Source organism: Curtobacterium sp. HSID17257 (assembly GCF_003989515.1).
Taxonomy (GTDB): domain Bacteria; phylum Actinomycetota; class Actinomycetes; order Actinomycetales; family Microbacteriaceae; genus Curtobacterium.
In genome coordinates this window covers 20,455-36,304 of record NZ_RBLU01000006.1, presented here as the reverse complement: position 1 = coordinate 36,304, position 15,850 = coordinate 20,455, and the positions used below count along the sequence as shown (strand labels likewise).

The window sequence follows — 15,850 nt, the reverse complement described above, 5'->3', positions numbered from 1 at the left end:
GGCTATGCCGCAGCCCTTGCCGAGCTCAAGCAGCAGGTGAGGAATGCACGCTTCGCCGCGTGACGACGCGTGAACTAAGAACTCGTGCGGTTGTACTGGGGAAACGGGGCCACCATCCTGCAGCGCCAGGAGGCAGAAGGCTGGGGAAGTGACGTCATCGGTTGGCTCGCGACGGACCTGCGGGCCGAGTTCCCCGACATGAAGGGCTTCTCTCGGGCGAACCTGTTCTACATGCGCCGCCTGGCGGGGGAGTGGCCAGCGGGCGCGATCGTTCAACAGGCTGTTGGACAACTGCCCTGAGGGCACATCACCGCGCTCCTTGACTGGCTGGATGATCACCACCTCCGCGACTGGTCTGCCCACGAAGCAGCTACTCATGGCTGGTCGCGGAACGTCCTCAAGCACCAGATCAAGACCAATGCCCACACCCGGCTAAAAGCGGCACTCTCGAACTTCCCGGCGGCGCTACCGGCGGGAGACTCTGACCTTGCGCAGCAGCTGACCAAGGACCCGTACGTGCTGGACTTCCTCGCCCTCGACGGGGACGCGAAGGAACGCCACCTCGAGCAGGCACTGGTCGACCGGATCATCGACACGCTCCGCGAACTCGGAGAAGGATTCGCGTTCGTGGGCCGGCAGGTGCACTTCGATGTCGACGGCGACGACTTCTGCGTTGACTTGCTCTTCTTCCACGTCGAGCAGCTGCGCTACGTCGTCTTCGAACTCAAAACCGGGAAGTTCAAGCCGGAGTACCTCGGTCAGCTCGGCTCCTACGTGTCCCTCGTCGACGACCGCCTCCGCCGCACTCAGCATGTCGACACTGTTGGCCTGCTCCTGGTCGCGGACAAGAACGACGCGGTCGTGCGGTACTCCCTCTCAGGCCAGCAAAACCCGATAGGGGTGGCGAGCTACGACCTTCTGCCCCCTGCGGTACGGGCAGCGCTGCCGTCAGAAGCGGACCTCGCCAGCGCGCTCCACGACGATCGAGACGGCGCCAGCAACGCCCATGGCTGATCCAGCATGGGAGAGCTGGGCACGGCAGGTAACGCGGATCACCGCGGCGCTTTGCTGACCGCTGTCTCGGCGTCATCATGCTTCAGGTGGATCACTCGATGCAATATGGTTGAAGAGAAATTGGGAGGGGAATTTGATGAATCGGGCACGAGAAAGGCGCCTCGTCGAGACGTTCGTTACGCTCACCGACAGTCTGGTGGCGGACTACGACGTCGTAGAAGTCTTGCAGACCCTTGTCGATAGCGCGGTCGAACTGTTCGATGCCGAAGCCGGCGCGATCCATCTCCTCGATGAGTCCGGCGCGCTCCGAGTGGTCGCCTCGACAAGTGATCGAAGCGGTTTTATCGGCCTGCTGCAACTCGACGCGGGCGAGGGGCCTTGCATCGATGCCGTCACGAGCGGCAAGTTGGTTACATCTGAATCTGCCGAAGCGCTTCGACGACGCTGGCCGCGATTCGGAGAAGCTTCGCGGGAGCACGGCTACGCCGGAGTGCACGCGATTCCCCTGCGGCTGCGCGCGGAGGTCATCGGCTCGTTGAACCTGTTCCGGGAAACCGAGGGCGCCTTGAACGCCACTGACGCAAGAGGGGCGCAGGCGTTGGCCGACGTGGCGACAATCAGCGTTTTGCAACAGCGCACGATCACGACAGCGCTGTCCGCCGCGGACCAGATGCAGCGCGCTCTGGCTAGCCGAGCCGCGATCGAGCAGGCCAAAGGGTTCGTTGCCCGCGCGCTCGAGGTCGACATCGAGACCGCGCGGGAGCTGCTCAGACGCCATGCGCGCAGCACACAACGCCGTTTGGTGGACATCGGCGACGCTGTCGTGCGGGGAGAGATTCCCGTGATGACGCTTCTGGAAGCACATCCCTGACCTGGTGTGGCACGAGCCGGGTGCTGTGGGCAGCCCGGCTCGCGGGGACCACATGCATCCCTCTTCGGTTCCGACCCGAACGGAAACCGAAGTGATAACGACCTTACTCTTCCGGGGCGTCTGAACGTAGACTTTGAGATTGTCGCGCTTTGCCGGGGAAATTCTCCCACATCAGACGGCCGCATGCGGAGAAGTTGCCAGGAGCAGACGCTCTGACAAAGGCCGGTGAGACTCTGTTCGGGTCAAAGTCCCACCGGCCATGAACGCGCCGCGCATCCACCCCTGCACGGCACGCTCCGCCACGCGAAACCCTGATCGGAAAGCGCTAGCAATGTCCAAGGTTTCGCGGCCTTGCTCGTCCAACCAGCGCGTTTTCCGGAAGCGTCGCGGCGGGCTCGCCGAATCATTCGCTTCTCGATGAGGACTCCTGCGATGGCGGGACGAAGATTTCAATCCAGCGGCCAGGGTTCGGGGTCACTTGAGAGTAACCATACCCCGCCAGTGATCTGTGCGCTACCGGTTCACCAAATTGAAACATTCTGGGATGGAGAAGCTCATGGCGGGGAAACCCGGGCTCATCGGCGTGCCGTTGCGCCGTCGCCCGCACCCACTTCACCGCTTCCACTTGGACTGTTCGGGCCCTGGACGCGAGTGGCGTTATCCCAGCTTGGTGGCTTCACTGCGTGTCCAGCCGGCCGCGACAGGCTGTGCCGCTTGGACACCGATTCGGGTGTCGAAGCCGGTACCGCGCCGCGCATGGGGATGAAACGGATGCGTTCGGCCGCGATCGCGACGTCGTGCGCGCGGTCGGCTCGCTGGTCATGGTCGCTGCGGGCAAGCTGCCGCAGTCGCTCGTTCTCCGCGAGGGACTCACGGCTGGTGTTGTCGACGATCGTGGCGATCACGGTCGCCAGGCCGCGCTCGAGTTGGCCGAGGCTGGTGTGGCCGATGATGAGCCGGCGGTCGCTGACGTTCATCGTGACCTCGGAGTAGCCGTACTCCATGAGCCGTCGATGCCCGGAGGAGCCGCGTAGCGCGTCCACCTCCATGTTGCGGGGGCGGCGGTCGAACACTGCTGGGACGTCGTAGAACCGATCGGTCGTCGACTCTCCGAGGTCCACGGGGAGTCCGGATGCGACGACGCTCGTCAGTGCACCCGTTTGGGCTGAGTGGAACGCACGAGCGAGGATGACGTCCGGGGCGTTGTCAGCGGCTGCTCGTGCGGCGGCGCGGCCGCCGTCGTTAGCTGCTGTCGGGTACCAGCGCATCGATCTCCACCCGTACCGGACGGCAGCCGCGCCGGATGCTCCCTGCAGTCGGTGTTGGTCGGTTTTAGTTGGGTTGAGGACGACCGCGACCGTGCGAACCGATGCGTGTGAGGGGGCTGCCGGGCTCAGTTGACGCGCCTGGCCTTGCGTCCGGAGCGTCGGACGGCCCCGAAGACCACGGTTCCGACGAACAGGACGATGCCGATGATCGCGAGCCAGAGCAGCCCCTTCAGCGCGAAGCCCACGATCGCGAGGATGACCCAGAGGGTGAGGAGGACGATGACGGTCTTCATGGAGGTACTTCCTGTCACGGGTGGTGGTCAGTGGATCCGGAGCTCGGTGACGAGCGGGCAGGCGAAGGGGTCGCGGGCGGCGAGCCCGACCCGGTTGAGGTACCGCACGACGATCCCGTACGACCGCAGCAGCGTCGTCTCGGTGTACGGCACGTCGAGGGTGTCGCAGTGGTCCCGCACCAGCAGGCGGGCCTGCTTCAGCGCCGGACGCGGCATCGACGGGAACAGGTGGTGCTCCACCTGGTAGTTCAGCCCACCCATCAGGAAGGACACCCACCAGCCGCCCCGGATGTTGCGCGAGGTCCGCACCTGCCGCGAGAAGAAGTCGACCTTCGCATCGTGCGCGATCGTCGGCATGCCCTTGTGGTTCGGCGCGAACGACGCACCCATCATCACGCCGAACACCGCCAGCTGCACGCCGAGGAACGCGCACGCCATCCCGAACGGCAGGAACCAGAACACCACCGTCAGGTAGATGCCGAAGCGAGCGACGAGCAGCGTCCCCTCGACGGTGCGGCCGCGACGATCGGCCTTCGTGTTCGCCCCGACGGCAATGGCTCGGGCGGCGTTCCAGTGCAGATTGAGGCCCTCGAGCGTGAGGAGGGGGAAGAACAACCAGCCCTGGTGCCCCGTGAAGCTGTGCAGGCCGCGGGGTGCGTTGGCGGCGTCCTCGGGGGTGAAGCGGAGGACACCTGATGCGATGTCGGGGTCCTTTCCGACGGTGTTCGGGTTGCCGTGGTGGCGGGTGTGCTTGTTCATCCACCACGAGTAGCTCAAGCCCACCAGGAACGTCCCGAGCCACCGGCCGGCATGGTCGTTCCACTTCTGCGACGCGAAGACCTGACGGTGCGCAGCCTCGTGCGACAGGAACGCGAACTGCGTGAAGATCACGCCGAGCGCTCCCGCCACGATCAGCTGGAGCCACGAGTCACCGAGGAACGCGAACGCCACCCAGGCGAGTGCGAGGCCGGCGACCAGGCTGCCGAACAGGGACCAGTAGAAGCAGGTGCGCCGTCGGAGCAGGCCGTTCTCCTTCACCTGCGCCAGCAGCGCGGAGTAGGTCGACGTGCCGTTGCGGCTGCCGGGACCGGGACGGGTCCGGGTGAAACCGGGGGCGAGCGGGGTGGTCGTCATCGAGGACCGACCTTCTGTGGTGAGCGATCCTTCGACCGATCCGGAGAGTTGACGCATCCGCGCTTGATGCAACGCTACGGCCTACGGATGCGTTCCACCCGTGAACATCTGGCTTCGAATGCCGTGCGGTCGCTGTCCGCCGCTTCCACGGCGAGGAGCGCGCGGCTCCTGCTATCGAACAGGCCGAGCACACGGACGACACCGTCCTGCTGGTGCGCCAGCGCTCGGAACCCGTCGCGCTGCGGCCGAATCCGACCGATCGAGTGCCCCTCGAGAGCGACGACGGGCCAGCCCCATTGCCCGCGGGCTTGCAGTCGTGTCCTCATGTCACCACCCTCCTCGTCCCCGGATGATGAGCAACGAAGGGGTCCCTAGTCACGGCTGTTTGGAAGCTGCACGCCGTCACCAGCGGCGAGGAGGAGACTTCCTTCAGACGGTTCCGACCACGATGCTCGCAGCGGCGCACGCACTCTGGCGGTCACCACCGTCGACGGAAGCAGTCACCATGACCGGCTCATCCACCACTGCTGACCAGCACCTCGCACTGACGAGCGTCGTTGCGTCCGGCCTTCCGACGTCTCTTGGCACCGACACAGCCGAGCGATTCTACGACGTTCCCGCCGTCTTCAATCGGCGACCCAACCCGCAGGAGATTGCGGCACTGGAAGGCTCAGCGAGTCACCACTCGCTGCAGCGTGCCGGCTACCGGGATGTGACCCTGGCCGTCCACGACCGGCGCTTGATCATCGGCAACACCAACCTCGGCCAGCTCGAACGCGGTCTCGCCACCGCCATCGCAAACATCGTCCACGAGATCAGCACCGACGCCCTGACGGCCATGCGCCAGTCACGTGCTGACGCGCAGACCGCGCAAGATGCTCAGATAGCTCGCGCCCAAGACATCACCCGCGCCGCCGAAAGAATTCACTTCACCCCGGACACCTCCGACGATGCGACGGCCGGCGTACCAGACAGCGTCACAGAACGCCGGTCTGAGGCGCCGTAAGGAGTCATGCTCACCGCCGACACAGCACGGCACGCCGACCGGTCGACTTGCCTTCGTCCTCGCGCGCTGGCATCAACCGGCTGACCGCAGAGATCGAGAAAAACACCATGTCGGACTCAGTAACCCACATCACGCTCGACCCCGCAGGAGTGCTGCGGACCCTCGTCCTCCAAGAGCCCGCCGGTCCTGATATCACCCTGACCCTGCGGGGAACCGCCCCGGAAAGGTTGCAGTACAACGGGCGGCTCTGGGCAGCCACGCATCATCGCCTGCACCGACCGATGGCGCGCAACGGCTACCAATACACGCTCCTACAACCGCCAGAAGCAGCCCCGCTCAGTTGAAGAGCACGCACTTCTCGTACACTCCGGAGCATGCCTTGGGCGGCGATCTCACTAGCGCTGGTGCTCCTGGCGTTGTTTTTGACCGTTGGCGCCGTCTGGCTTGTCGCCCAAAGCAACTCACTCGGTCGGGTCCTCCTTGCGGCTGACATGACACTTGGTTTCGCGAAGGTGCGCGTGCCGGCGGCGCTCGACGGTGTCCCGTCCGACCGGTAGCGGATCGGCTATCGGACGCTGACGAGGGTTGGCGACCGGGCAGCCCGTCACAGGAGTCGTTCCTCGGCTCGGAGTGTGGAGTTGCAGTAACGTCATTTTATGCGTTTGCCTCATGCCCTCGGCGATGGATACGGCCGCGCTCTGCGTGAGGGTTCGACGGTCGAAGTGATGCATAGCCTGACCCTCAACGAGCTGTCGCGCCTACGAGCCTGGGAACCTTGGGCTTCGGCGGACCAGACTCTCGAATCTGTCGACGAACTTCTTCGTCGCCCGGATCTGTGACGCCATCAGCTTTGACGCCTCCGCCCTCCGCGCCGATTCGAGGGAAGCCAAAACCGCCCACAGCTCCGGCCACAGGAACTCGATAAGTTCCTCCGGAAAAGCTGAGATCTTCTGACGGTGGTTGGCCGCGATTTCTACCGCCGTCAGAAGGTACAGCCAGGACTGGTTTGGATCCTCATTCGACCACCAAAGGCCGCTCGCGTACGCTCGCGCTGCGCGAACAAGCTCAACCTGGTCCTCATCGCCAATACGCGGGAAGCTCGACAGGCGCTCCAACAGGCTGAGATCGACCGTTCTTGACATCGTGGCCGGGATGAACTCCTTTCCGGAACGTCCCGGTGTAGCCAGCGCGGGAACCTCCAGCAGTATCGGCGGGCGCAACGCCTGGTTTATGGAAGCCGGAAAGCCGACTCGTCCCAGCTGCTCTTAGCCGGACGCCCAACGTCAGCGCAACGAGTGCCGCTATCTCGTCACTGGGAGTCCCGCCGTGGTACGACTTCGAGTCGGAGGGGGCTAACTCGCCATCCACGACGAGTCGCGGTGTGAGATCAGCGTGAGCACCAGACCTGAGCTTCAAGGCTAGGCGAACGCTCGGAGCGTTCTCCTGCTCGAAACCCACGACGTTGGTAAGCGCGTAGGGGCCGTGCTGCGTCGGGCCGCCAACGAAGTAGCGGTCTAAGTACAGGTCATCCTCCATCCACTCCTGCTCGACGTCACCTGCGGCATGAGCGTTCCAGTTGGTCCAAGCGTGCGTTCCCATCGTCGAAGGATCGCAGACACCCTCGTTGCGCGGGAGCCCCAACCGCGACACCGACACCCCGGCCCCCACCGAAGCCCGAAAGAGGTCGGCCATTGCACTCGCGGGAGGTACCGTCGTCGCGGAATGGTCGCTCACTAGCCTGGCCGTATGCAAGAGCACCCCATCGCGGTATGCAAAGCTTCCGCTGCGCTCGAGCAGAGGCCAGCACCTGAGCGGCAGTATCAAAAACCGCAAACCCCCCACATGAGCACCGGGACCCGCCTCCGACCGATCGAGCTGTCCGATGCGGCCGAGCTCGCCGGGATCGTCCGCGCGAGCGCCGATCACCTGCGACCGTTCGAGCCGACGCGTCCGCACAGCTACTTCACCGAAACAGGGCAGCGCGCGACCATCGGTGTCCTGCTCGCCGCCGCGCAGAAGGGCGGCTCGGTGCCCTTCGTGATCGTGGGAGACGACGACGAGTTGCTCGGACGGATCACCCTGAGCGGAGTGACCCGCGGAGCCCTGCAGTCGTGTGCGCTCGGGTACTGGGTCCGCGCCGACCGCACCCGGCAGGGGCACGCGACCCGTGCGGTCGGACTCGCGGTGGACCACGCATTCGGGGAGCTCGGGCTGCACCGGGTGCAGGCCGAGACGCTGCCGGAGAACACGGCGTCGCAGCGGGCGCTCGAGCGGAACGGCTTCGAGCGGTACGGGTTCGCACCGGAGTACATCCGCATCGCGGGGGAGTGGCGCGACCACGTCATGTTCCAGGTGCTCGCGCCGGACGCGTGAGTGACGAACGGGCTGCTGCAGGTCAACCCCTGGCCTTCCGGTGGATGAAGTCAGCCATGCCCGGCACGGTGAACGCGAGGTAGCCGCGGTCGGGCGCGTAGATGTGCCCGTTCTTGATCAGTTCGTTCCGCGAGACGGAGAGGTCACTGGTGCGGGTCTTGCCCGTACGGGCCACCAGGTCCTGGATCGCCGAAGGTCCTTCGCCGTCGGCTGCCATGGCCTGCATCAACTCGCGTTGTTTCGGTGTGGCCCGGTCCCACCTCGACTGGTACAGGCCCTGGTCGACCTCGTCCCGCGCGGCGAGGACCCCGGTCTCCGCGGAGAGAGCATCGATGGAGTCCTCGACGGCGCGCGCGTCCCAGACGTGCTTCCCGCACGCTTGAGCGAAGTACGGGTAGCCCTGGATCGACCGCACTGCGAGCTCGAGGGCGGTCGGGTCCCAGTACACGCCAGCGCGTTCGGTCGGGTCCGTGAGCGCGAAGCGCGTCTCGTCGTCGGTGAGCAGGTCGAGGCGTCGGTAGTCGTACAGCCGTTCCGCGTAGCTCGTCGCGTCTGCGAGGACTGCTGGGAGCGACGGCAATCCGGTGCCGACGAAGTACACCGGGACAGGAAGCGTGTCCTGGCCGAGCGCGTGCAGCGCGAGGTTGAGGGCGTTGAGATCGTGCTTCGGCGCCTCCTGCAGTTCATCGACCGTGATCGCCAAGCCGTGGCCGATCGCCCGGAAGGCCATCCCGACCTCGCGCAGGAGGTCTTCGAGGTCCCGCTCGAGGTCGCCGCTGTCGGCGACACCAGGCGAAGGCTCGACGCTGATCCCGAAGTTGTACGTACCGGTCGGGTCCACGGTCACCTGGAAGGAGCGGAAGGCGCCGAGCGCAGCACGGAAGTGCTCGACCACCGTCGCACCGAGGGAGAGGGTTCCCCTGAGTGCTGCGTGCAGTTGACGGACCAACCCCTGCTGGAGGCTGCGGTTCCGTGACGCTTCGAGCTTGACGACGGACCACCGCCGCGTCTCTGAGGCACGTCGGCCGATCTCGTTGAGGAGAACGGTCTTGCCGACCCCACGGAGGCCCGAGATCACGACGGGCCGACCGCCCTCGCCGGTGACGAGGGTCTCGGCGAGCGTCCGCTCGATGCTCTTCAGGAGCGCGTCGCGACCGGCGAGCACCGGCGGGACTCGGCCAGCTCCGGGCTTGAACGGGTTGACGACGATCGGCTCCGGCATGATCGGAGAGTATCAGGACGTATAAAGCATTTCCTTACACGCCCTGATCGTCGCTCAGAGTCCCCGACAGCGGCCCGGCTCAGAGCCGGGCGCCGAGGGCGGCGAGCTCCGCTCGGGTGCGGGCGCCGTGCTTCCGGAGCAGGTTCGCCACGTGGTACTTCACCGTGTTCGGGCTGATCCCGAGCCCCTCGGCGATCTCCCGGTTCCCGACGCCGGTCACCACGAGGCGCAGCACGTCGCGCTCCCGGTCGGTCAGCCCGCTGTCGTCGGGCAGGTCCACCGCCCCGGGTGCGGGATCGAGGGGGAGTGAGATGTCGAGCGTCGAGCCCCATCCCGGCGTGGAGTCGACGTGCATCGTGCCGTCGAGGGCGACGACCCGCTCGGCGATCGGCCGGACGGCGTCGTCGTGGGTGTCGAGCGTGCCGGCGCCGTCGTCCCGCAGCTGCATGAGCAGGTTGCGCCCGTCGCAGTCCCACTGGATGCGGACCCGTCGGGCGACCCCGTCGTCGACCAGGGCGAGCACGGCCGTCCGGACGATGGCCCGGGCGCTGTGTGCGACGTCCCCGGGCAGGGCCCTGCCGGTCGCCGGCGGCTCGACGAACTGCACGTCGAGGTCCCCGAACCGGACGAGCGGGCGGAGGTCGGCCCGCAACCGTGAGAACGCGCCGGTGACGGGCTCGAGCAGCGTGCTCCGCTGCCGGTCGGTCACGGTCCGGAGTTCGACGAGTGCAGCCGAGGCGATCTCGACTGCCTCGGCGCGGGCAGCGGCGTCGGACAGGCGGTTCGCGCGCAGGGCGGCGAGGACCGACTCGAGGGTCAGCGCGTGGCGGTCGGCCTGCTCCGCGACCGTCCGCGCGTGCTCCGACGCCGCGATCCGGCTGGCTGGTGCGTCCGGTCCCGTCTCCACGAGGACCGAACCTACCCGTCCCACCCGGACGGACGGTCCCACCCGATCGGGTGGGCAGACCGCCTGCCCGGGCAGCGGCGCGATCGACCCCGCGCGAGGAGCATCGGAGCCATGGCCACCACGACGACCGCCGACGCCCTCGGGCTGATCGGCGACGAGCTCCAGGACCTGATCGCCGCCGTCCGCGGTGCCGACCAGGCGCCGTTCGAGCGCGCCCTCGACCTGCTGACGGGCACCGAGCGCGTCTTCGTCCACGGTGCCGGCCGCTCGGGCCTGGCGCTGCGGATGACCGCGATGCGCCTGATGCACCTCGGGCTCGACGTGCACGTGGTCGGCGAGGTCACGACGCCCGCGATCCGGCAGGGCGACCTGCTGCTCGTCGCGAGCGGCTCGGGCACGACGGGTGGCATCGTGCAGGCGGCACGGACCGCGTCGGACGTCGGCGCGCGGGTGCTCGCCGTGAGCACGACGGACGACTCGCCGCTGTCCGAGGTCGCGGACGCCACGCTCGTGCTCCCCGCGGCGACGAAGACCGACCGCTCGGGCACGGCCTCGGCGCAGTACGCCGGCAGCCTGTTCGAGCAGGGCGTCGCGCTGCTCGGGGACGCCCTGTTCCACGCGCTCTGGCAGCGCAGCGGGCACTCCGCCGACGACCTGTGGCCGCGGCACGCCAACCTCGAGTGAATCGAGCGTGACGCCACCCGAGCGCGCCGTCGACACCCCCACGAACCACCACCGGAAGGACACCACCATGCAGCTCCAGTTCGCCATGGACACCCTCACCACCGAGGCCGCCCTCGACCTCGCCGGCAAGGCCGCGCCCTACGTCGACGTCATCGAGCTCGGCACCCCGCTGATCAAGAGCGCCGGCCTCTCCGCGATCACCGCGATCAAGGAGGCGCACCCGGACAAGGTCGTCTTCGCCGACCTCAAGACGATGGACGCCGGCGAGCTCGAGGCCGACATCGCCTTCTCGGCCGGGGCCGACCTGGTCACCGTGCTCGGTGTCGCGGGCGACTCCACCATCGCCGGTGCCGTCAAGGCCGCGAAGGCGCACGGCAAGGGCATCGTCGTCGACCTGATCGGTGTGCCGGACAAGGCCGCCCGCGCGAAGGAGGTCGTCGCGCTCGGTGCCGAGTTCGTCGAGATGCACGCCGGCCTCGACGAGCAGGCCGAGGAGGGCTTCACCTTCGAGACCCTGCTGCGCGACGGCGAGGCCTCGGGCGTCTCGTTCTCGGTCGCCGGCGGCATCACCACCGACACGATCGAGGCCGTGCAGGCGTCCGGCGCCCGCATCGCGGTCGCCGGCAGCGCGATCTACAGCGCCGACGACGTGGCTGCCGCCGCGTCCGCGCTGCGCGACGCGATCTCGGAGCCCGCTTCCGCCTGATCCGCACCACCTGACGGACGGGAGGCCCGTGGCGACACCGCCACGGGCCTCCCGTCCGTCACCGGTCCTGACCGGACCGTCCTCAGGGCTGGTACGGCCGCTGCGGCCACGGGGCCACGAGCGCGCCTCCCGTCGTCAGGAGCGACAGCACGAGCCCGAGCAGTGAGTCGGCGAGGAACGCGACGGCGGCGAACCGCGCCGCGGACCGCGGGTCGCGCCGGGCCCACTGCGCTGCGAGGACGAGCACGACGAGTCCGACGACGTGCCCCACCAGGAGGCCGCCGAACGCGAGGCCGGTGTTCGGGTTCGGGCCGGAGCGGTCCGGGGTCGCACCGCGCGTCGCTTCCTCCGTCATGAGGTAGAGGAACAGCCAGGTGGCCGCACCGCCCAGCACCCCGAGTCCCGCCAGGACCCAGTACACGGCTGCCCGACCCGTCGATCGCCAGCCCCGCTGATCCTGTGTGCTCGCCCCGGTCACCCCGTCAGGCTACCGCCGGGCCCTGCGCCGACCGGAGGTGACGAGGAGGGCGTCGACCAGCAGGAACCCGAGCAGGGTGACCCCGACGACCGGCAGCAGCAGTGCGAGGCCGACGGCGACGACGACCACCGCGGCGGTGCCCCACCACGGGGCCCGGGCCAGCGCTCCCGCGGCCGGGGCGCGACCGACCCGCGCACCCGCGGGCCGGCGCTGCCACCACATGACGTACCCGAACACGACCATCGCTGCGATCCCGAGTGCCGCCAGGAGCAGCACGACCTGGTTCGCCAGCCCGAACAGCGCCCCCATGTGCGTGTTGATGCCGAGCTTCGCGGCCTTCGCCATGAGCGGGTAGTCGGCCCAGGTGACCTCGGACACCGCCGTCATCGTGCTCGGGTCCACGGCGACCGCGTTCATCGCCACCGGCCAGCTGAGCTTGATCTCCTCGACCGTCCACGCGGTGCCGGCCGTCGCCGGCGGGCGGATCCGGACCTCGGCTGCCCGGACGCCGGAGTCGCGGGCCACCGCGAGCACCTCGTCGAACTGCTCGGGCGTGGTCGTCGTCGAGCGCATCGACATCGCACCGCCGCCGTGGTGTCCGGCGTGCTCGCCGCCCGGAGCCGACGCTGCCGACGACGGGCCGCCGAGCGCGGTGTCGACCGTCGGTGCCTGCCAGCTGAGCGCCGAGCGGAGCGTGCTGACGTTGTCGCCCGCGAAGTGCGACCAGGTGATGCCCGTGGCCGACAGGAACAGTGCGCCGAGGAGCACCCATGCGCCCGTCGCCGCGTGCCACGAGAACGTCCGTCGGTACCCGGTCACCCGGTTGTCCGGCAGCACGAGGTCGCGCTTCCGACGGGCTCGGCGGATGCGGAACGCCCAGAGGCCGATGCCGGCGAGCGACACGATGCCGAGCCACGACGCCGCGGTCTCGCTGTAGAGCCGCCCGACGTCGCCGAGGAACAGGCTGCGGTGCAGGGTGCTGATCCAGGTGCGGAAGGGGAGCGAGCCCGACGTGCCGTACACCGGGAGGTCTCCGCGCACCGCGGCGTCACCGGGGTCGACGAACACCGCGCGGGTCTGGGACTCGAGCAGGCCCTCCTCGGTGAACATCACGCGCGTGGTGGTGCCGGGCTCCGGGGCCGGTCGGACCTCGGCGACGGTGTCGTCCGGGTGGTGGCGGGCGACGTACCGCTCGGCGGCGGCGACCTGGTCGGCGAGGGGGAGCGCCGCCGCCGTCGACGGCGCCGTGAGCTCCTGTCGGTACGCGCCCTGCTCGATCGACGGTGCGAGGGCGTAGACGGCACCGGAGAGCGCGGCCACCAGGACGAAGGGGCCGACGAAGAGCCCGGCGGTGAAGTGCAGACGGAGGAGGAGCTGGGCGAACCAGCCGCGGGACGGGGGCGGGGCGGTGACGGGCATCGGAGCGCGGGGTCCTGTCGGGCTGGCGGGCTGGCGGGCTGTCGGGCGGGAGTGCGGCACGGCGCCGCACGAGCGCTCACTCTACAAGACGTAGAGCGTCAGCGGCGCACGTCGCAGCCGCAGCTCGCGCCGAGCACGAGTTCCGCCGGCACCAGGTCGAGGTGGTGGTCGTCGGGGTCCTCCCGCGCGAGCACCCGGTCGACCGCGGCCGCGGCCATCGTCTCGACGGGCTGCCGCACGACGGTGAGCTGCGGGTTCGTGTAGTCCGCCTCGGCCACGCCGTCGAACGACACCACGGCCACGTCGTCGGGGGCGCGGAGCCCGAGTTCGTACAGGGCGCGCAGGAGCCCGACGGCCTGGAGGTCGGAGCTGACGAACACCGCCCGTGGTCCGGTGCCGCCGTCGAACATCCGCAGGCCGGCCTCGTAGCCGCCGGCACGGTCGAACGAGCAGCGGACGATCGGACCGTCCGGCAGCCCGGCGGCTCGGAGGGCCTGCATCCACCCCTGCTCGCGGAGTTCCATCGAGCCGGTGTGCCCCATGACGAGCCCGATCTCCCGGTAGCCGTGGTCGATGAGGTGCTGCGTGCCCTCGCGGGCGCCGCGCAGGGCGTCCACGCCGATGCTCGCGTACTCGGGCACCTCGAAGAAGGTGTTGAGCAGCACCATCGGGATGCCGGGGTCGGTCGTCGACGACAGGTCCGGGTGCGTCATGATGCTCGTCACGATGATGCCGTCGACCTGGCGGGCGGACAGGGTGCGGAGTCGCTCCCGCTCCTGCTGGGCGTCGCCGTCGCTGTTCGCGATCAGGAGGTCGTACCCCCGGGCGGCCGCGGCGTGCGTGACGGCCACCGCGAGCTCCGACCAGAAGGGGTTGTCGAGCTCGGGCACGATCAGGCCGAGCATCTTCGACGAGCCGGTCCGGAGCGCCTGAGCGCTCGCGTTCGGTCGGTAGCCGAGGACCCGGATCGCCTCGCGCACCCGTGCAGCCGTCGCGGCAGCGACCGGGCGCGGCCCGTCGTGCACGACGTAGCTGACGACCGAGGTGCTCACGCCCGCGTACCGGGCGACGTCCGCGCGGGTGACCGCCCTCGGGTTGGTCGGCAGGCTCACTGGATCACCTTCGTCGGTCGGTCGGTCGACCGCTCGCGGCCGACAGGAGCGGCCCGGCTCCGTCGCGGGACGGGGCCGGGCCGGGCCGCACGAGGCGGGTTACTCGCTCGCGATCCTAGACGAGACGGTGCTGGTGACGGGTTCGGGTGCGTCCCCGTGGTCCGGCACCGGGAGCCGGACGCCGCCCTGCAGGGCCGAGCGGTGCGCGACGATGCCGGGCAGCGTGTACCGCGCGGCGACCCAGGCGTTCACCGGGGGCAGCGTCCCGTCGACGACCGCGCGGACGAAGTCGTCGACCAGGAAGTGGTGACTGCCCTCGTGTCCGGTCGGCACCCCGTCGAACTCGTCCGGCAGCCGGTCGACGTCGTGCACGGGGGCGTAGCCGGACACGAACGCGTCGCGGAGGGCCGGATCGACGTCGGCGAGACGCGGGTCGTCGAGCTCCATCGTCGGGCGGGTGTCGATCTGGTCGCTGACGTCGTGCACGGCCTCCTTGTCCTGCCACACGCTGACGGTGGCGAGCTGCTCGAAGCTGGCCTCGGTGCCGAAGTACCGGAAGCGGGACTCGCGGAGGTGCGACGGGTAGCCGACCCGGCGCATCTCGTTGATCCGGACGACGCCGCCGTTGTCGAGCTCGAAGAGGGCGGTCGCGTTCGAGAAGTCGTTGTCGAACTGGCTGACCTCCTTGTCGAAGACCCCGTCGTCGCGGTCGTCCTTGACGCCGATGCAGCTGACGCTGACCGCGTGCCCGGGGATCGCGCCGAGGACACCACCGACCGAGTGCGTCGGGTAGAGCATGGGCGGGTAGCTCGCGGTGCGCTTCCACTGCTCGCCGCCGCTGTACTGGTAGGCGGCGTAGAAGCCGAGGTCCATGTCGTGGACGTAGTCGCCCTCGGCGTAGAACACCCGGCCGAAGGCGCCCTCGGCGACCCGCTTCCGCGCGAAGACGGTGGCCGGGTTGTAGTGGCTCGTCTCACCCATCATGTAGGTCAGCCCGGTCTCGCGGACGGCCTCGATGATCGCGGCGATCTCGTCCTCCGTGATCGCCATCGGCACGGCGGAGTAGACGTGCTTGCCGGCCCGGAGTGCGCGGACGACGAGCGGGCCGTGCGTCCAGCGCTGCGTGAAGATCGCGACGGCGTCGACGTCCGAGGCGAGGACGGCATCGAAGTCCTCGAGCGTGCCGTCGAGGTGCTGGGCGGCGACGAGGTCCTCGGCACGCCCCTCGACGACGTCGGTGACGAACACCCGGTCGACGTCCGGGTGGATCTTGAAGAGCTTGGCGAACTGGGGCGCGAACTGGCCGGCTCCGACCATTCCGATGCTGATCATCAGTGACCTTCCGAGGTGGGGGGGACGTGTC

Annotated in this window: 17 protein-coding genes; 7 read left to right on the top strand and 10 right to left on the bottom strand. The window is 68.7% G+C overall.

Annotation, left to right across the window (positions count from 1 at the left end; genetic code table 11):
* Positions 1-84: 84 nt before the first annotated feature.
* From D8M35_RS17235 to D8M35_RS02255, 3 genes are all read left to right on the top strand, one after another.
* Positions 85-300, top strand: a complete 216-nt coding sequence (locus D8M35_RS17235) for a DUF1016 N-terminal domain-containing protein (RefSeq protein WP_342342905.1) — start codon at positions 85-87, stop codon at positions 298-300.
* 6 nt (positions 301-306) lie between these two features.
* Positions 307-1,014 (top strand): PDDEXK nuclease domain-containing protein, encoded by a 708-nt coding sequence (locus D8M35_RS02260; protein WP_342342907.1) that lies wholly within the window; start codon positions 307-309, stop codon positions 1,012-1,014.
* Positions 1,015-1,210: 196 nt separating this feature from the next.
* Positions 1,211-1,885 (top strand): GAF and ANTAR domain-containing protein, encoded by a 675-nt coding sequence (locus D8M35_RS02255; RefSeq protein ID WP_238638059.1) that lies wholly within the window; start codon positions 1,211-1,213, stop codon positions 1,883-1,885.
* A 575-nt stretch (positions 1,886-2,460) separates the two neighbouring features.
* Here the strand turns inward: D8M35_RS02255 and D8M35_RS02250 are convergent.
* The 3 genes from D8M35_RS02250 to D8M35_RS02245 form a co-directional block, all read right to left on the bottom strand.
* Positions 2,461-3,006, bottom strand: a complete 546-nt coding sequence (locus D8M35_RS02250; RefSeq protein WP_126890352.1) for a hypothetical protein — start codon at positions 3,004-3,006, stop codon at positions 2,461-2,463.
* 272 nt (positions 3,007-3,278) lie between these two features.
* The gene (locus tag D8M35_RS16820) at positions 3,279-3,446 is read right to left on the bottom strand and encodes a hypothetical protein (protein ID WP_174234674.1); all 168 of its coding nucleotides are present in this window, start codon (positions 3,444-3,446) and stop codon (positions 3,279-3,281) included.
* Between the two features lie 27 nt (positions 3,447-3,473).
* The gene (locus D8M35_RS02245) at positions 3,474-4,580 is read right to left on the bottom strand and encodes an acyl-CoA desaturase (protein ID WP_126890351.1); all 1,107 of its coding nucleotides are present in this window, start codon (positions 4,578-4,580) and stop codon (positions 3,474-3,476) included.
* Positions 4,581-5,085: 505 nt separating this feature from the next.
* Between D8M35_RS02245 and D8M35_RS02240 the strand changes: the two genes are divergently transcribed.
* Positions 5,086-5,586: a hypothetical protein gene (locus D8M35_RS02240; RefSeq protein WP_126890350.1), complete on the top strand. Its 501-nt coding sequence runs from the start codon at positions 5,086-5,088 to the stop codon at positions 5,584-5,586.
* 758 nt (positions 5,587-6,344) lie between these two features.
* Here the strand turns inward: D8M35_RS02240 and D8M35_RS02235 are convergent.
* On the bottom strand, positions 6,345-6,728 hold the full coding sequence (locus tag D8M35_RS02235) for a hypothetical protein (RefSeq protein ID WP_126890349.1): 384 nt from the start codon (positions 6,726-6,728) through the stop codon (positions 6,345-6,347).
* Between the two features lie 700 nt (positions 6,729-7,428).
* On the opposite strand from D8M35_RS02235, the gene D8M35_RS02230 reads away from it, so the two are divergent.
* Positions 7,429-7,959 (top strand): GNAT family N-acetyltransferase, encoded by a 531-nt coding sequence (locus D8M35_RS02230; RefSeq protein ID WP_126890348.1) that lies wholly within the window; start codon positions 7,429-7,431, stop codon positions 7,957-7,959.
* Between the two features lie 22 nt (positions 7,960-7,981).
* On the opposite strand, the gene D8M35_RS02225 is transcribed toward D8M35_RS02230, so the two are convergent.
* Complete coding sequence (locus D8M35_RS02225) at positions 7,982-9,181, bottom strand: ATP-binding protein (RefSeq protein WP_126890347.1); 1,200 nt, start codon at positions 9,179-9,181, stop codon at positions 7,982-7,984.
* Positions 9,182-9,260: 79 nt separating this feature from the next.
* Positions 9,261-10,088 (bottom strand): LuxR C-terminal-related transcriptional regulator, encoded by an 828-nt coding sequence (locus tag D8M35_RS02220; RefSeq protein ID WP_126890346.1) that lies wholly within the window; start codon positions 10,086-10,088, stop codon positions 9,261-9,263.
* A gap of 111 nt (positions 10,089-10,199) precedes the next feature.
* Between D8M35_RS02220 and hxlB the strand changes: the two genes are divergently transcribed.
* Positions 10,200-10,772 (top strand): 6-phospho-3-hexuloisomerase, encoded by a 573-nt coding sequence (gene hxlB / locus D8M35_RS02215; protein WP_126890345.1) that lies wholly within the window; start codon positions 10,200-10,202, stop codon positions 10,770-10,772.
* A 67-nt stretch (positions 10,773-10,839) separates the two neighbouring features.
* Positions 10,840-11,478 carry a 3-hexulose-6-phosphate synthase gene (gene hxlA, locus D8M35_RS02210; RefSeq protein ID WP_126890384.1) on the top strand — a complete coding sequence of 213 codons (639 nt, stop codon included), beginning with the start codon at positions 10,840-10,842 and terminating at the stop codon, positions 11,476-11,478.
* Positions 11,479-11,560: 82 nt separating this feature from the next.
* On the opposite strand, the gene D8M35_RS02205 is transcribed toward hxlA, so the two are convergent.
* The 4 genes from D8M35_RS02205 to D8M35_RS02190 all read right to left on the bottom strand — a co-directional run bounded on the left by D8M35_RS02205 (position 11,561) and on the right by D8M35_RS02190 (position 15,822).
* A complete protein-coding gene (locus tag D8M35_RS02205) occupies positions 11,561-11,956 on the bottom strand; it encodes a hypothetical protein (protein WP_126890344.1) in 396 nt (131 codons plus the stop codon).
* Positions 11,957-11,965: 9 nt separating this feature from the next.
* On the bottom strand, positions 11,966-13,375 hold the full coding sequence (locus D8M35_RS02200; protein WP_126890343.1) for a PepSY domain-containing protein: 1,410 nt from the start codon (positions 13,373-13,375) through the stop codon (positions 11,966-11,968).
* 98 nt (positions 13,376-13,473) lie between these two features.
* Positions 13,474-14,487 carry a LacI family DNA-binding transcriptional regulator gene (locus tag D8M35_RS02195; protein ID WP_126890342.1) on the bottom strand — a complete coding sequence of 338 codons (1,014 nt, stop codon included), beginning with the start codon at positions 14,485-14,487 and terminating at the stop codon, positions 13,474-13,476.
* Positions 14,488-14,586: 99 nt separating this feature from the next.
* Positions 14,587-15,822 (bottom strand): Gfo/Idh/MocA family protein, encoded by a 1,236-nt coding sequence (locus tag D8M35_RS02190; RefSeq protein WP_126890383.1) that lies wholly within the window; start codon positions 15,820-15,822, stop codon positions 14,587-14,589.
* Between the last annotated feature and the right edge of the window lie 28 nt (positions 15,823-15,850).

Excerpts from the sequence above, each read along its gene's own strand:
- D8M35_RS16820 (WP_174234674.1), bottom strand. The coding sequence starts at position 3,446 with ATGAAGACCGTCATCGTCCTCCTCACCCTCTGGGTCATCCTCGCGATC.
- D8M35_RS02245 (WP_126890351.1), bottom strand. The coding sequence starts at position 4,580 with ATGACGACCACCCCGCTCGCCCCCGGTTTCACCCGGACCCGTCCCGGT.
- D8M35_RS02240 (WP_126890350.1), top strand. The coding sequence starts at position 5,086 with ATGACCGGCTCATCCACCACTGCTGACCAGCACCTCGCACTGACGAGC.
- D8M35_RS02235 (WP_126890349.1), bottom strand. The coding sequence starts at position 6,728 with ATGTCAAGAACGGTCGATCTCAGCCTGTTGGAGCGCCTGTCGAGCTTC.
- D8M35_RS02230 (WP_126890348.1), top strand. The coding sequence starts at position 7,429 with ATGAGCACCGGGACCCGCCTCCGACCGATCGAGCTGTCCGATGCGGCC.
- D8M35_RS02225 (WP_126890347.1), bottom strand. The coding sequence starts at position 9,181 with ATGCCGGAGCCGATCGTCGTCAACCCGTTCAAGCCCGGAGCTGGCCGA.
- hxlB (WP_126890345.1), top strand. The coding sequence starts at position 10,200 with ATGGCCACCACGACGACCGCCGACGCCCTCGGGCTGATCGGCGACGAG.
- hxlA (WP_126890384.1), top strand. The coding sequence starts at position 10,840 with ATGCAGCTCCAGTTCGCCATGGACACCCTCACCACCGAGGCCGCCCTC.
- D8M35_RS02200 (WP_126890343.1), bottom strand. The coding sequence starts at position 13,375 with ATGCCCGTCACCGCCCCGCCCCCGTCCCGCGGCTGGTTCGCCCAGCTC.